A 15357-nucleotide genomic window follows, 5' to 3' on the forward strand; every position below is an offset into this window, starting at 1 on the left:
CTGGGCTTTGTGTTTTCTACCATTTAATGACAACACTACCCCATGTAAACCCACTTCCAAAAGCAGCTAAGACAACCAAGTCGCCTTTATTTACCCTCCCTTTTTCCCAAGCTTCTGTTAAAGCTATTGGAATAGAGGCAGCGGTTGTATTCCCATATTTCATAATATTATTAAAAACTTGATTATCTTCTAGTTTAAATTTCCTTTGAATAAACTGAGAAATTCTAAGATTTGCTTGATGTGGTATCAACATATCAATATCTGAAACTTCTAAATTATTAGCCTGCAAGCCTTCCATAATAACTTCACTAAAACGGACTACGGCATTTTTAAACACAAACTGCCCATTCATATACGGAAAGTAGGATTCATCATTAGGGTCTTGATCTTTAAGGATATCTGTCACCCATCGTTTTCCCATTCCCGGAGCAATTAAAGAAAGTTCTTCTGCATGTTGCCCTTCAGAATGCAAATGCGTAGAAAGTATCCCTTTGGTTCTATCCTCTTCCCTACTTAAAACTGCTGCTCCTGCACCATCACCAAATATAACGGATACCCCTCTTCCTCTAGTGGTCATATCCAGTCCATGTGAATGTAATTCAGAACCAATGACTAAAACATTCTTGTACATCCCACTTTTTATATACTGGTCAGCTACAGAGATGGCATATACAAATCCTGAACATTGGTTTCTAACATCCAAAGCGCCCACGGTCTTAATCCCCAAATCTCGCTGCACCAATACTCCTGGCCCAGGAAAATAATAATCGGGGCTCAAAGTGGCAAAAACAATAAAATCGATATCGTCTTTATCTATGCCAGCACGTTCAATAGCAATTTTAGCCGCTTTAACACCCATAGTTGTGGTTGTGTCTTCCCCACCTTTTACAACGTGTCTTCTCTCTTTAATACCAGTACGTTCTTGAATCCAGGCATCATTGGTATCCATCACTTTAGACAAATCATCATTTGTCACTATATTTTCAGGTACATAATACCCCAGTCCTGCTATCTTTGAGTTATACATAAATTGTAAGTTTTTAATCTAAAAAATCAAGTAAATTCGATCACTTTATTTTGCAATATATAAATAATGCTGCTTTTTTTAGTGCAATTGATTCAAGATAGCTAAAAATTCTGATTTCTAACTTATTCCTTGAATGATTTGAATGCACTACAAATGAGTACACATATTATTGTTACAAATTAAAGAAGCAAAATGATTTTAGGGTGTCAGTTTGTCACGTATATGCGAATTGGTATTTTATTTGCCATACACTAAATAACAAAAAATTAATAACAAATTTTCTGCCTATGCAGAAATCAAAAAATTATAATTATTATGGCGACAGGTAAAATTAATGTATCCGTTGAAAATATTTTTCCGCTGATAAAGAAATTTCTTTATAGTGATCATGAAATATTTTTACGTGAATTAATCTCCAATGCTACAGATGCAACTTTAAAATTAAAACACCTAACAACAATTGGCGAAACCAAAGTAGCATACGGCAATCCAGTTATTGAAGTAAAGATTGACAAAGAGGGTAAAAAATTACATATTACAGATCAAGGTTTGGGTATGACAGCGGAAGAGGTTGAAAAATACATCAACCAAGTAGCTTTCTCTGGTGCTGAAGAGTTTTTAGACAAGTACAAAGATTCTGCTAAGGATTCTGGTATTATTGGCCATTTTGGTCTTGGTTTTTACTCTGCCTTTATGGTTGCAGAAAAAGTAGAAATTATCACCAAAAGTTTTAAAGATGAACCTGCTGCACATTGGACTTGTGATGGTTCTCCTAACTTTACACTAGAAGCTTCAGATAAAACAGAGCGTGGTACAGAAATTATCTTGCATATCGCAGATGACTCTACAGAATTTTTGGAAGAAGGTAAAATAACTGAGCTTTTAACGAAGTACAATAAATTTATGCCAGTGCCAATTAAATTTGGAACCAAAGAAGTAAACGACCCAGACCATACACCTGAAACAACAAAAGATAAGGACGGTAAAGAAACTACTGAACCTCAAAAACAAATAACAGTTGATAATATCATCAATAATCCTAATCCTGCGTGGACAAAAGCTCCAGCAGATTTAAAGGAAGAAGATTACAAAGGTTTCTACAGAGAGTTGTACCCAATGCAGTTTGAGGAGCCCTTGTTTAGCATTCATTTAAATGTTGACTATCCTTTTAACCTAACAGGAATTCTTTATTTCCCTAAATTAACAAACGATTTAAACGTTCAAAAAGACAGAATACAACTGTACCAAAATCAAGTATTTGTTACGGATAATGTTGAAGGTATAGTACCTGAGTTTTTAACTATGTTGCGTGGGGTTATCGATTCTCCAGATATTCCTTTAAATGTATCGCGTTCGTATTTACAAGCAGATGGTGCGGTTAAGAAAATATCATCTTATATTTCTAAAAAGGTAGCAGACAAGCTTTCTTCCTTGTTTAAAAACAACAGAGAAGATTTTAATGCCAAGTGGAACGACATTAAGATTGTTATAGAATACGGAATGCTTTCTGATGACAAATTTTTCGAGAAAGCTGATAAATTTGCCGTGTACCCAACAGTAGATGGTAATTTCTATACGTTTGAAGAGTTACAAGAAAAAACAAAAGCAACACAGACCGATAAGGACGATAAATTAGTATTGCTATACGCATCTGACAAAGAAGCGCAACACAGTTATATAGAAACTGCCAAAGCGAAAGGATATGAGGTACTATTGTTAGACTCGCCTATTATTAGTCACTTAATGCAAAAGCTAGAAACTTCAAAAGAGAAAATTTCCTTTGCAAGGGTAGATGCTGATCATATAGACAATCTAATTAAAAAAGACGAAGAGCAAATCTCTAAGCTTTCTGATGAGGAAAAGGAAACCCTTAAAAAAGAGCTTGAAGAAACAATTACAAACAAAAGCTTTACGGTACAGTTAGAAGCAATGGATAGCGAAGCTGCTCCATTTACGATTACAGAACCAGAATTTATGCGCCGCATGAAGGAAATGCAACAGTCTGGTGGCGGTGGCGGTATGTTTGGTATGGGCAATATGCCAGAAATGTACAATCTAATTGTAAATACAAATCACGCTTTAGTTTCTGAAATACTAACCACTAAAACAGCTAAAAAGAAAGAACGATTAATCAATCAGTCTTTAGATTTAGCACGTTTATCTAAAGGGCTTTTAAAAGGTGAAGAATTAACAAACTTCATTAAAAGAAGCTACGAGATGGTAAAGTAATTGGTTTAGGAACCTGTACTTAATAACTAAAAATCCGCATCATAAATTATGATGCGGATTTTTTACGTTTTATGCCTTACATTTTTAATCGTTTATTGTAGTAATTTACATAAATAGGCACTTGCACAATGGTCATTACGGCTAAAGCCATTATGCCGTAAACAACACTACTAGACATAGACAAACCACTAAACAAATTTAAATCTGTAAACAAACTGTAATCTAACTGAGGCATCCAACTTGCCTTTTCTTCACTATAAAACACAGAAAAATAAACACAAATGCTACAGGTTACTATAAAAATAACCACCCACGCTTGTTTTGATATCAAGGCACTATACCTTGTAACCTCAGATTGTTTGGCCACCGTGATCTGAGACATAATAGTTGACGTAAAATCTACGGAAGGTTTTTCTACGTCCACATTTTTTAACGTTTTGCGTACAAAACGGTCTGTATATATTTTTTGCTCATCCATAACTCTTCACAATTTCTGGAGCCATTTTATGCTGTATTATGGCTGCCAATTTTTTCCGACTTCTAAATAGCTTTACCTTTAAATTATTTATAGATGTGCCTGTTACTTTAGAAATCTCCTTAAGTGTTAATTCTTCAAAATAAAACAAGGTTAATAACGCACTTTCATCTGGAGACAATAATGCCATACATTCCTGTATTGCTTTTGTTCGCTCTTTTTGCTCCATTTGTTCAAGGGCATTGTCAACTGTTTTTAATTGCCGCTCTGTAACTTCTTCTAATGGTAATACAACAGCATCTTTCTTATTTTTCTTTAATCGATCTAAACAGGTATTATACACTACTTTATAGAGCCATGTTGAAAATTTTGAGTCCCCTTTAAATTTAGATAATTTATGATACATTTTTATAAAAGCATCTTGCGAAACTTCTTCTGCCTCTTCCCTATTTTTAAGCATGCGTATTGCCAAGGTAAATACCATATCCTTATAACGGTTCACCAAAAAGGTGTACGCTTGGGCATCTCCTGCCAATATCTTGTCTATATAGTGTTGGTCGTTTGTACGGGTCATTTGATGGTTGGACGACAGTAGCACCGGTTTGGTTACCAAAGAATCTAAAAAATATGTTGAAAAATTTGTAACCATACTTTAAAAGCTATCGTCTTACCTTAAGAACAAACTAAAATTAATCAATTTAAAACAAAAAATTATGGGAGGAGAAGTTATTATCATAGCCTTAATATTTGGAGCAATTTTTGGTGTCTTTTATCTTTATTTTTCAACACGAAACAAAGAGCGCTTGGCGCTTATAGAAAAAGGAGCAGATGCTAGCATTTTTGTCAAAGGTAAACAAGACAAAACTGCACCTATATGGAAAATACTAATTCTTAACCTTTCATTATTAATCATAGGTGTAGGATTAGGAATTGCAATAGGCTCCTTATTTGTTAGGATGGGCTTGGATGAAGAAGTTGCAATTGGCACAACTTTTATAACAGCAGGTACAGGTTTATTAATAGGATTTTTTATCACCAAAAAAATGGACAAGGAAGAAGACTAATTCATTACGAGCTCAATTTTACATAAAAACCATTACGTTTTGTAATGGTTTTTTATCTTTATACGATGAAGATAATTTCTACCAACATTGGAAAATCAACAACCATTATTTGGAATGGAAAGGAAGAACAAACAGGTATTTATAAATATGCCACAACCGCTGCCCTACATTTAAGAAATGAAGGTGTCCAAAATGACACTATTTCCAACAAAAAAGTGCATGGAGGCTTTGACAAAGCCTGCTATTTATTTTCTTCAAATCACTACCAGTACTGGAAAGAGCTTTACCCAGATTTACCATGGCAATGGGGTATGTTTGGCGAAAATCTTACGGTAGAAAATTTAGATGAAGCCACGCTTAGAATTGGAGACATTTATAAAATAGGTACTGCATTGGTAGAAGTTTCACAACCAAGAGAACCCTGTTACAAATTAGGAATTCGTTTTGGAACTCAAAAAATACTAAAGCAATTTATAGCACACAATCATCCTGGAGCCTATGTACGGGTATTGAAAGAGGGCATGGTTGCAAAAGGAGATAGTTGCACCTTAATAACCCAGTCTAAAAACACGCTTACCATTCAAGAATTTTATAAACTCTTGTTTGCAAAAGAAAAAAACTTAGAAATGGTAACACTTGCTATTAACAACAAAGCATTACCTGAACATAAAAAGATGCAGCTAAAAAAATATGTATAGAATAAGGCTGCCTTAAAAATATACTTTTAAGACAGCCTTATTTAAAATAGTTAGATTTACAAATTACTTAACACTGACAACACTTGAGTAGATTTCATCGGCTACCTTAACCACAAATCTGTAGTTATCATTGGGTATTGTAGTAAAATCAAATGCTTTTTCTACAATTAATTTATCCGTAAATTCCTCATAGTACACTTGATCATTTTCAATATCATAAATGGTAAGTTTCACTTTGTTTTTTCCTTTATTTAAAAAGGTCATCACCACAAGATCATTTTTCTTTTGAATAACTGGTTTTGGAGTTTCAATTTCATCGTCGATCACCACTAAACTTCCTGTAACATGGATATTGTAAGTTACCTTTTTTAATGTGTTTTCAATTGTCAAAAAGTAATTACCGTCGCTTAAATTTTTGATATTGAATTTTTTCAAATAAACTGAGGTATCAAACACTTCTTCAGAATAAAATACGGTATAACCGTCTCCAAATTTAACCTTTGTTTGTAGATTTTGAGTTTCATATCTAAAAATAAGGTCTTTAGAATTATTTTTCGTAAATAATTCTAAACTAGAATCGTCTGCAAAAGTTACTGTTGTGGCCAACATAAACATTGCAATAGTCGTAATTTTTAAAATGGTTTTCATAGGTTTTCTGTTTTATGGCATTAATATTACGTACATACTTAAGTACACTACAAAGGTATGTTCTATCTCTACAATGGATTATTCCAATATTCCCCAATATCTATGCTATTTTACCCATTAAAACAACTTTGCAATTTATTGATGTTAATTTAACATATTATTCTCCCTATTTTTTAGAATAAAGATTTCCGAATTACCAAGTATTCCGTATTTTTACGGCCCTAATTAGATTGCAATAATGAGTAAGCAAAAACCGATTTTTGAATCCATCGCACCAGATTTTGGACATTCTTTTACCTATCAAAAATTTGATGCCTTTCAGAACAACAAAAACAACACTTGGCATTTTCATCCAGAGCTAGAGCTTGTTTATGTAAATGGCGGATCTGGAAAAAGACAAATAGGAAGCCATATGTCTTATTATACGAAAGGCGATTTAATTTTAATTGGCGGTAATCTTCCCCATTGTGGTTTAACAGATGCACTTACTGAAAACAAGAGTGAAACAGTTGTTCAAATGCTGCCTGATTTTTTAGGCGCTAATTTTTTTGGTCTTCCTGAATTAAAAAACATTCAATCTCTTCTAAATATATGCAAAGGGGGTGTTGCCTTTTATGGAGCTACAAAATTGAAAATTGGTGAAAAGATGGAAATTTTAGAGTACCAAACTGATTTTCAACGTCTGTTAGCTATTTTGAATATTTTAAACGAATTGGGGAAATCTTCAGAATACAAAATTTTAAATGGTGAAGGATTTGCTATTAAAACTGAGATTAAAGATAACGACAGAATAAACGTTATTTTTAATTATGTAAAAATCAATTTTAGAGAAGAAATTACGCTTGATGAAATTGCTAACCTTGTGAGCATGACCGTGCCGTCTTTTTGTAGGTATTTTAAAAAAATAACAAACAAAACATTCATTCAGTTTACCAATGAATATCGTTTGGTACACGCATCTAAACTTCTAGCAGAACAAAATATTTCCATTACAGAAGTTTGTTATGAAAGTGGATTTAACAACTTTTCGCATTTTAATAAATCCTTTAAGAAGTTTACGGGTCAAAATCCGTCTGAATATAGAAACGAGATAAAAACCATAGTAGCATAGTAATTTGTTATATCTTTATTTTCCTATGGAAAATTACCCCTGGCATTTGTATGTAATGGCTGCAATCTATGTATTTGCGGGAAGTATGCATTTTATAAAACCAAAGGTATACATGCGTATTATGCCACGCTATTTACCAAAGCACAAACTCCTTGTTTATGTCAGTGGACTTGCAGAAGTACTTTTGGGAATTGGCCTGTGCTTTTCAGCTACTAAAAATTATTCCATTTATGGCATAGTAGCCCTGTTAACAGTTTTCTTATTGGTTCACTTTTATATGCTTTCTAGTAAAAAGGCAAACGCTGGGTTTTCTAAATGGGCTTTAATCCTACGGATTCCATTACAATTTGTACTCATCTATTGGGCATATTGGTATCTATCTTTTTCGTGATTTTCCATCAGTATGCACAATTTGTTTCCAGACCATAATTTACATTTAGACCTACCGCAAAGCGATATCCGTTACTTTTCTAATATTATTACGGAAGCAGAGGCCCTTACTCTCTTTAAAAGGTTAAGAGAAACTATAGCTTGGCAACAAGATAACATCACTGTATTTGGAAAAACACACCCTCAACCAAGATTAACGGCCTTGTATGCTACCAACTCTAAACCCTATAGCTACTCTAATATTATTATGCATCCTATCCCATTTACGGCTGAACTCTTAAGGTTAAAGCTGACTGTAGAAGCACTTAGCAAAACGACATTCACTAGCTGTTTATTAAATTTATATAGAGACGGAAAGGACAGTAATGGATGGCATTCTGATGACGAAAAAGAATTAGGGAAAAACCCGGTCATAGCTTCTGTAAGTCTAGGAGCCGAACGCATATTTCATCTAAAAAACAAACACAACAACAACCTAAAACACAAAGTACTACTTGAAAACGGGAGTCTGTTACTAATGCAAGGAAAAACGCAACATCATTGGCTGCATCAAATTCCTAAAACAACCAAGCCTATTGGTGAAAGAATAAACCTCACTTTTAGAACTATTTTATAAATTGTTGATTACATACTATTTAGGATTTTATACCAAATAAAAAAGGGTTGCCATAACGACAACCCTTTTGTACTTAATATCATTACCCTATTATTTATGTGTAACGTTAGGATACATAATTTTAATCTCCCAAGTACCAGGGCCATTAATTTGAAGATTGGTTCTAAAATTTAACCAATATTCATCATCTGGATTATATTCATCAACATCTATTTCTCCAATGGATCCGTTTGGAATATGATAGTATCTAAAAGGATTATTAGCATTGTACCAAGAATAAAAAGGAAATGGCGTTACGGGAAAATGAAATATAAATTCCTCATCGGTTAACTCTGTATCTACAGATGTTTCTTCATAAAAAGGAAGGTTAAAACCTGGCCAATTTGGCAACACTTCTCCCGTTTTAGGGTTAAATGGTGTACCATTTTTATCAACTACCTTTAGGATCACTGTTACCCCTGGAGCTGATTCGTTAGAAATCTTAGTGACGGTATTGATAGCACTAGTACCATCATATAAGGCATCTAAATCTTCAACATAAGAATAGAGTGTAGCCGCCGGTGTAACACGTCTAACCTGGATACGCGAACCTGTCACATACGTAACTGGTACAAAAGGTTGCATCACAACTTGCCCAATTCCTGGATAGGTTTTTTCTCCCCTTACATTGGAAATTTTAAGATCAAACTCATATTCACTTGCTTCAGCTTCTCTAGTGTTTGGATTCCATCTAATTTCACCATTTATGGTGTTGAATTCAAAGGCAGGAACATCAATAGTTTTTAGTTTAGCCTGTACCTGAGCAAGGGTTGTATCTGTTTCATAGGAATACGCTTCTGTCCACTGCACTAAAGGCCTAAGGGTTAACAAATCTTCTGCAATTGTACCTGTCTCCTTGTTACGAATTTCTAACAATTCTACCGTAAGTGGTTTTGTAGAACCATCGGGCAACAACTTTACCGATGTAAAATCGCTTCCAGAATCAACGTATAATATTGGGCTTTCATATTTAATGTAATCACTTAAATACCCCACTTCCACCTTACTACATGACCAAATTACTATGGACATTACAATTGTGGTAATTATAATTTTATTTGTTTTTTTCATTGTATTTATTTTAGTTTTCAGGAAAATGAGTTTGTACAAAATAGAACATAGTATGGCTATTTTCTAATACATGAATAACCCCTGTATTAGTCTCAATGCCTGATGTTTGACATACATTACGAATATCTATTTCCTCTTCTGGAGGAACTGTCCCTGGAGTATCTAAGCCAGCACCCCTAATATGGGTTAAAAACACATATTCTGGCCAGGTACTTACAATACCTGCATAGACATCATCAACAGGAATTAAAGCAACTCCTACTTGGTTCCCCAATAAAGTTTGGAACACCTGGTTTTCTTCGGTTAAATCATCTCTATTTACTTTATTAGGAATGATATACATCTGTAATGAATCACGTAATGTCTGAACTGGAATATCATCCATTGTCCACTCTACAAAAGCATTTTGAGCAATTGTATCTCCATACTTTTTTGTTATATAGTTTTTTATAGAAAAATCTGTCGGTGGAAAAAAAGTAACATCACCATTGATGGTTTCTTTTAATTCCGCCTTATCTATAAGTAACAACAAAGTATCAAAAACTGCATTAGTTTGTAAATACTCGTAGGTTGTCATATCTACTACTCCAGTTTCATGAACTCCCCCATCGATGAGGTAATCCTGTTTTTCACACCCAATAAAAATGGCTGTTACTACAACTATCAGAAGAATATATTTTTTCATTTGTTTTGTTTTTTTGTAAAATTTAATACGTAATTGTTGCCCAAAATGGATTCTGTCTCAATAATGGATTATCTATAATATAGGTTGAAGGTACTGGCCAATAATAGCCTCTCTGTTCTTTACGAGCTGCCGTCATCCAACCAATATCTTCCCACTCATCCATACGAATTCTATCGAACATTTCATGACCTTCACCCATAAGTTCTCTTACGCGTTCTAAGAATATTTCATGTAACATTTCACTATCCGAACCTACATAAGGAGTGGCTTCGGCTCTTTCACGAATGGTATTTAACAATATTCTAGCTTCTCCATAACGCTCCAATTTTGCTAAGGCTTCTGCTCTGAGTAAAACTATTTCTGAAAGACGTATTAGCATAATGTTACTAATACCATGCGGCGTTTGAAACCTCGCTTCATCCTCATATATTACACTAGCATATTTTAAAGTAATTGGACGGTTCGTGTCCCAATAGGCATAAAAACGTTCTAATCTTAAATCGGTTTCTTCATACAATCCGTCAACCTCACTTTTAATAACATGTTTGGTGCTACCAGCCTCATTCATATTATTGATATATGGGTGATAAACCGTTCTATGTAACATACCACTGTTTGTATAAGACTCGCTTTGATCATAATCGATGTTCAATTCAAATATCCCTTCTGTAGAACGACCAACAAACATATTCACAACAGCCAATGAATCTGTGTAATTCACTAAAGAATACCCTGCTTTTGTAATTACATTATCCGCAGCTTTTTCAGATGCTAACGGCTCATCTAGCCAAAGGTATACATGTGCCATAAGCGCTTGTACAGATCCTTTATTTCCTTGTACTGCCCATTTAGAACTACCCAAAGTTCCGTAATCTAAATAACCCTCGGCTATTTTTAAATCTATGATACATTGCTCCAAAACTTCTTTCTCTGGATTTTGTCCTACATTGATGATAAACCCATCTTCTGTAATTGCATCGGTTACTTCAAGGGTTGGTGTAAGAACTAGTGGCACATCTCCCCATACCTTAACCATATAGAAATACGTATAGGCTCTAAGGAAATACGCTTCCCCAAGTAACTTATTTTTGCCGTCTGTTCCACCGTCAAAAAGATCATCATCTAATTTTGCCCCTTCATGTAAAATAAGGTTACATTGTGCAATAACCTTATAAAAAGGTGCCCACTGCATTTCTCCCATACTTGAGTTTGGAAAACTAGTGGTGCCAAATTTCTCTTGATTGGTTAAGGTCTTGGTTCTCATATAATTTCCATTAATTTCTCCCCAAGTATGGAACCTGTTGCCTGTTAACATCGCTGTTCTCAGTAATGAATATGCACCAGCCAAGGTTTGATCAACCGAGCTTTCTGATGTCCAAAAAACATCTCCGTACGTTTCAGATATTGGCTCCATTTCTAACCAATCATTACAACTGGTAAATGTTAAGCCAACCAATACAAAAACTGCTATTAGTTTGGTTTTAAAATATTTCATATCTATATTTTTTAATAAGTTTAACATTAAAATTTAACATTCATTCCAAAAGTAACTTTACGTGGTAAAGCATAACCAGATCCTATATCATAACCCGCTACATTTACACGTTCTGCATCAGGACCTGTAAATTTTTGAAAAATTGCAACATTGTTCATCATACTATACAAACGCAAGGCTTTAAATCCTAATTTTTTAAGCTTTGCTCCTTTAAAGTTATAACTTAACGTAATACTCCCAATTTTTAGATAAGATCCATCTTCTAACCAAATAGACTGCTGTGTTCTGTTGTTAAGATAATTATTCCCTCCTGGATCTAATGTCGCTATGTCTGCAACATCTCCTGGTTGTCTCCAATAATTTAAATTACTCAATACTGGCGTATTAAAATTTGCCCAAGTATCTGGCACAACATTTTGCCTATCCTTACTAATTGACCATAAACTTGTCACCAATGTTTGGTTGTATATAGTTCTTCCTGATACAAAACTAGAAATTACACGAAGGTTCCAATTTTTATAACTAAACGTATTTGTAAATCCACCTGTGTACTTAGGATTAGGATCTGCATTTGGAATAACGATATGGTCATCTCCAAATTCAATAATGTGATCACCATCTACATCTACATAACCGTAACTACCTACCTTAGTTACCCCATTAAATTGAATAGGTAATAAACCTCCAGTATAAGGATCAATTGGAATATCATCTACTGTACTGTACACTTCTCCCGTATTTTGAAGGAAATAATAGGAGTTTAAAGGCATACCAACAGTTAAACTTCTAACGCCAGATACCCAGTCACGACCACCATTTGGCAATGCCGTAATTTGATTTTCATTATGTGCAACGTTAAAACCTATTTGCCACTGAAAATCATGCTTAGGATCAAATAAATACGCATTTAAAGAAAGTTCCCAACCGTAGTTTCTAACCCCTGCAATATTTGCTTGTGAATTTGCATATCCTGTTTCAATTGGGAAATCAACATCAAATAACAAATCTCTTGTTTCCCTGTTGTAAATTTCAGGAGTGATGAAAATTCTACGATTAAATAATTCTAAATCCATAGCCAAGTTCCATTGTACTGAACGTTCCCATGAAAGATCTTCGTTGGCAATTTTGCTATAGTTAGGATTTACAACCGTTGTTCCATTATAAGTAGATACAGGTCTGTTACCTGCTGGAAGATAAAAACCACCCCCAGAATTGTAGGTATTAAAGCGCAGATAATCATTAGAAAACTGCGAACCATTTACACCATAACTACCATATAATTTACCAAAACTGATCCAAGGCATCTTTTCTTTGATAAACGATTCTTCTGAAAAAACCCAACCTGCTGAGATTGCAGGAAAATATCCCCATCTTGTATTTTTACCAAAACGAGAAGAACCATCTGTTCTAAAGTTAAAATCAACTAAGTATTTATCTTTCAATTTATACCCTAAACGATACCACAATGAAGCCATCCCATTTTCAGAAAAACTTGTACCACCAAAAATATCTTCTTGATCTATACCGGTAACCGTTTGGATATTGTCACTAGCAGCACCTTTACCACCTACTCTTGAGTATTCATTTTGGTTGTAATTAATTGAGGTACCCAATAAGGCATTTACCTTATGTATATCCAAAAATGTTTTTGAATACGACAAATAATTATCTAAGTTAAAGTTTTTAGTACCAGACCACGTGTAATCAGCATAAGTTAAACCATCTGAATTTAAGGTAGACGGTGAAAAGTAATCCTTTTTAGTTGTATTTGTTGAAACCGCTACTAGGTTATTAAAATACAAGCCATTCGCAATTTTATATCGTAAGGTATTGCTAAATTGCATGGAGAAATTAATATTCACATTTCTAATATCTTCATACTCACCCAACAATGCTTTTTTCTCATCTGGTGTAATATACAATAAGGATGTATTCATTTGTAATGGGTTAATAGGGAACGTTCCAGAAGCAGCGTTGGTATTCCCTAATCCTGTTTGTCTATCTACATAACCCAAACGAACTACTGTTTGGTTGTCTAATTTATCACTAAGCTTTACACCTAAGTTTAAAGTAGCCGAAATACGTTCAAAACCCGTACCTACAACAATACCTTCTTCATTGTAATACCCAATACCTAGTCTGTAGTTTGTAGTTTCCGTTCCACCAGATACGCCAAAATCATAATTCTGAACAACAGCTGGCTTGTAAAAAAGCCCTTGGTAGTTTACATTATTATTAAACATTGGGTTTAAACTATCTGAAAGAATCATAGGAACGTTATTCTTTATTCTATCGTAATCCCAATAGTTATTAATTCCGTCCCATTTGGCAGCACTTTCAGCCCTTCCTACCTCAACATCAATTAAATCAGGCGTATTAGAAACCCCTACATAAGAATTAAAGGTAAAAACTGGTTCTCCAGTTTTTCCACGCTTCGTTTTAATAATCACCACTCCATTTGCTCCCCTTGAACCATAAATTGCAGCTGCAGAAGCATCCTTTAAAATATCTATAGACTCAATGTCATTAGGGTTAAGTGACGCAAGAAAGTTTGTATTTGTAGCATCAAAACCCGCTAAATCTTCAAGGGTTGTAGGCACTCCATCTACTACATACAATGGATTAGAAAAACCAGTACCACCAGCACTAAGTTCACCGTCTAAACTGGTAGAGATGTTGGTATTACCACGAATTACAAAAACATTTTTTACTCCAGGCTCCCCTGATAAAGATTGTACGTTTACACCGGCAAGTTTTCCTTGTAAAACATCTTCAAAAGTTGTTGCTGGGAAATTTTCGATGTCTGCCGCCTTAACACTTACTACTGAAGCCGTTGCATCTCTTCGCTTAATCTCCTCATAACCAACAACTACAACCTCATCCATTTTAACGACATCCTCTTCTAATTGAACATCAAGAACATTATTGTCTGTGATTAACACCTCTTTGGTGACCATACCTACATATGAAAACACCAAAGTGTCATATTGTCCTGGCACATTAATAGAATATGTTCCATCAAAAGAAGAACTAACTCCCATTGCAACTCCTTTAACAGATACTGTAACACCCAACATTGGTAAACCCTCATTGTCTGTTATACTTCCCGTAATAGTTCTGTCTTGCTGAAACATATCTTCATAAGCTGTAGACATATCAGATGCCAATGCAGTGGACATTCCCAAGAGCGAAAAAACGAGGAACACATGAATGCTAAAAATTTTCTTGTTTCTTAGCAGATGCAAAAGCAATAATTGTATTTGCCGTGGTTTTTTTTTCATAATCATACTTTTAATTAATTGGTTATTAGCTCATCTTTTTTATGGAAAAAAGAATATAATATTCATCATAAACACGAAACGCATTTACTTATTTGACAATATTATGTTAAAACAATTAACACTTGAACCAATAAATTAACAGATGACTGTACTATTTTGACAAAAGTTTGGATTGCAACCCAAACAAAAGCTTTTTACCCAAGTATCACATACACAAGAAAGCTTATTGAGGTAAAAAAGGATGGTAATGTACTTACAAAATACCTCGTATTTAAAAGGATTATAGACTTTTAGCGGAAGATAATTACCTTAAATTAGAATAGAATATTCGCCCAATGAACTCAATAAAAAAATCGGTTCCTTTTATAAAGGGAACCGATTTTTTTATATCCTATTTTACAGGTTGTGCACTGCCTTTAATGAATTTGGATGAATTCATTAATGTCCTCGCACCCAACTTACAATCTAAGTTTCAAAAGTTATACCAAAAAACAAAAGAATTTCGTTGTAGTTACCAAATCCTCGATA

The 15357-nt window shown here is 34.2% G+C and carries 14 protein-coding genes; 6 read left to right on the forward strand and 8 right to left on the reverse strand.

The features are described 5' to 3' along the window. Positions 1-16: 16 nt before the first annotated feature. The gene (locus MWU65_RS14335; RefSeq protein ID WP_247078990.1) at positions 17-1027 is read right to left on the reverse strand and encodes a beta-ketoacyl-ACP synthase III; all 1011 of its coding nucleotides are present in this window, start codon (positions 1025-1027) and stop codon (positions 17-19) included. Between the two features lie 315 nt (positions 1028-1342). Between MWU65_RS14335 and htpG the strand changes: the two genes are divergently transcribed. Further along, complete coding sequence (gene htpG / locus MWU65_RS14340; protein WP_247078992.1) at positions 1343-3256, forward strand: molecular chaperone HtpG; 1914 nt, start codon at positions 1343-1345, stop codon at positions 3254-3256. Between the two features lie 76 nt (positions 3257-3332). On the opposite strand, the gene MWU65_RS14345 is transcribed toward htpG, so the two are convergent. Both MWU65_RS14345 and MWU65_RS14350 read right to left on the reverse strand, forming a co-directional pair. Then, positions 3333-3734: a hypothetical protein gene (locus MWU65_RS14345; RefSeq protein ID WP_247078997.1), complete on the reverse strand. Its 402-nt coding sequence runs from the start codon at positions 3732-3734 to the stop codon at positions 3333-3335. After that, the gene (locus MWU65_RS14350; protein WP_348646040.1) at positions 3727-4380 is read right to left on the reverse strand and encodes a sigma-70 family RNA polymerase sigma factor; all 654 of its coding nucleotides are present in this window, start codon (positions 4378-4380) and stop codon (positions 3727-3729) included. Before MWU65_RS14350 ends, MWU65_RS14345 begins: the two co-directional genes overlap by 8 nt. A 64-nt stretch (positions 4381-4444) precedes the next feature. On the opposite strand from MWU65_RS14350, the gene MWU65_RS14355 reads away from it, so the two are divergent. Next, positions 4445-4795, forward strand: a complete 351-nt coding sequence (locus MWU65_RS14355) for a DUF6249 domain-containing protein (RefSeq protein WP_247079000.1) — start codon at positions 4445-4447, stop codon at positions 4793-4795. A gap of 65 nt (positions 4796-4860) precedes the next feature. Continuing rightward, positions 4861-5493: an MOSC domain-containing protein gene (locus MWU65_RS14360; RefSeq protein ID WP_247079002.1), complete on the forward strand. Its 633-nt coding sequence runs from the start codon at positions 4861-4863 to the stop codon at positions 5491-5493. A 63-nt stretch (positions 5494-5556) separates the two neighbouring features. Here the strand turns inward: MWU65_RS14360 and MWU65_RS14365 are convergent, their stop codons facing one another. Continuing rightward, complete coding sequence (locus MWU65_RS14365) at positions 5557-6141, reverse strand: hypothetical protein (RefSeq protein WP_247079004.1); 585 nt, start codon at positions 6139-6141, stop codon at positions 5557-5559. 238 nt (positions 6142-6379) lie between these two features. On the opposite strand from MWU65_RS14365, the gene MWU65_RS14370 reads away from it, so the two are divergent. The 3 genes from MWU65_RS14370 to MWU65_RS14380 are packed head-to-tail and all read left to right on the forward strand — an operon-like array spanning position 6380 to position 8258. Then, positions 6380-7252: an AraC family transcriptional regulator gene (locus MWU65_RS14370; RefSeq protein ID WP_247079006.1), complete on the forward strand. Its 873-nt coding sequence runs from the start codon at positions 6380-6382 to the stop codon at positions 7250-7252. Between the two features lie 25 nt (positions 7253-7277). Beyond that, on the forward strand, positions 7278-7643 hold the full coding sequence (locus MWU65_RS14375) for a hypothetical protein (RefSeq protein WP_247079007.1): 366 nt from the start codon (positions 7278-7280) through the stop codon (positions 7641-7643). A gap of 12 nt (positions 7644-7655) precedes the next feature. After that, positions 7656-8258 carry an alpha-ketoglutarate-dependent dioxygenase AlkB gene (locus tag MWU65_RS14380; RefSeq protein ID WP_247079010.1) on the forward strand — a complete coding sequence of 201 codons (603 nt, stop codon included), beginning with the start codon at positions 7656-7658 and terminating at the stop codon, positions 8256-8258. 90 nt (positions 8259-8348) lie between these two features. Here the strand turns inward: MWU65_RS14380 and MWU65_RS14385 are convergent, their stop codons facing one another. From MWU65_RS14385 to MWU65_RS14400, 4 genes are read right to left on the reverse strand one after another with little or no spacing between them, the layout of a single operon-like run. Next, complete coding sequence (locus MWU65_RS14385; protein WP_247079012.1) at positions 8349-9368, reverse strand: DUF5007 domain-containing protein; 1020 nt, start codon at positions 9366-9368, stop codon at positions 8349-8351. A 10-nt stretch (positions 9369-9378) separates the two neighbouring features. Then, complete coding sequence (locus MWU65_RS14390; RefSeq protein ID WP_247079015.1) at positions 9379-10053, reverse strand: fasciclin domain-containing protein; 675 nt, start codon at positions 10051-10053, stop codon at positions 9379-9381. 22 nt (positions 10054-10075) lie between these two features. Further along, on the reverse strand, positions 10076-11548 hold the full coding sequence (locus MWU65_RS14395) for a RagB/SusD family nutrient uptake outer membrane protein (RefSeq protein ID WP_247079018.1): 1473 nt from the start codon (positions 11546-11548) through the stop codon (positions 10076-10078). Positions 11549-11574: 26 nt separating this feature from the next. Continuing rightward, on the reverse strand, positions 11575-14829 hold the full coding sequence (locus tag MWU65_RS14400; protein WP_247079020.1) for a SusC/RagA family TonB-linked outer membrane protein: 3255 nt from the start codon (positions 14827-14829) through the stop codon (positions 11575-11577). Between the last annotated feature and the right edge of the window lie 528 nt (positions 14830-15357).

Source organism: Cellulophaga sp. F20128 (assembly GCF_023015805.1).
Classification (GTDB): Bacteria; Bacteroidota; Bacteroidia; order Flavobacteriales; family Flavobacteriaceae; genus Cellulophaga.

Excerpts from the sequence above, each read along its gene's own strand:
- MWU65_RS14365 (WP_247079004.1), bottom strand. The coding sequence starts at position 6,141 with ATGAAAACCATTTTAAAAATTACGACTATTGCAATGTTTATGTTGGCC.
- htpG (WP_247078992.1), top strand. The coding sequence starts at position 1,343 with ATGGCGACAGGTAAAATTAATGTATCCGTTGAAAATATTTTTCCGCTG.
- MWU65_RS14385 (WP_247079012.1), bottom strand. The coding sequence starts at position 9,368 with ATGAAAAAAACAAATAAAATTATAATTACCACAATTGTAATGTCCATA.
- MWU65_RS14380 (WP_247079010.1), top strand. The coding sequence starts at position 7,656 with ATGCACAATTTGTTTCCAGACCATAATTTACATTTAGACCTACCGCAA.
- MWU65_RS14355 (WP_247079000.1), top strand. The coding sequence starts at position 4,445 with ATGGGAGGAGAAGTTATTATCATAGCCTTAATATTTGGAGCAATTTTT.
- MWU65_RS14335 (WP_247078990.1), bottom strand. The coding sequence starts at position 1,027 with ATGTATAACTCAAAGATAGCAGGACTGGGGTATTATGTACCTGAAAAT.
- MWU65_RS14360 (WP_247079002.1), top strand. The coding sequence starts at position 4,861 with ATGAAGATAATTTCTACCAACATTGGAAAATCAACAACCATTATTTGG.
- MWU65_RS14395 (WP_247079018.1), bottom strand. The coding sequence starts at position 11,548 with ATGAAATATTTTAAAACCAAACTAATAGCAGTTTTTGTATTGGTTGGC.
- MWU65_RS14370 (WP_247079006.1), top strand. The coding sequence starts at position 6,380 with ATGAGTAAGCAAAAACCGATTTTTGAATCCATCGCACCAGATTTTGGA.
- MWU65_RS14390 (WP_247079015.1), bottom strand. The coding sequence starts at position 10,053 with ATGAAAAAATATATTCTTCTGATAGTTGTAGTAACAGCCATTTTTATT.
- MWU65_RS14375 (WP_247079007.1), top strand. The coding sequence starts at position 7,278 with ATGGAAAATTACCCCTGGCATTTGTATGTAATGGCTGCAATCTATGTA.
- MWU65_RS14345 (WP_247078997.1), bottom strand. The coding sequence starts at position 3,734 with ATGGATGAGCAAAAAATATATACAGACCGTTTTGTACGCAAAACGTTA.
- MWU65_RS14400 (WP_247079020.1), bottom strand. The coding sequence starts at position 14,829 with ATGAAAAAAAAACCACGGCAAATACAATTATTGCTTTTGCATCTGCTA.
- MWU65_RS14350 (WP_348646040.1), bottom strand. The coding sequence starts at position 4,380 with ATGGTTACAAATTTTTCAACATATTTTTTAGATTCTTTGGTAACCAAA.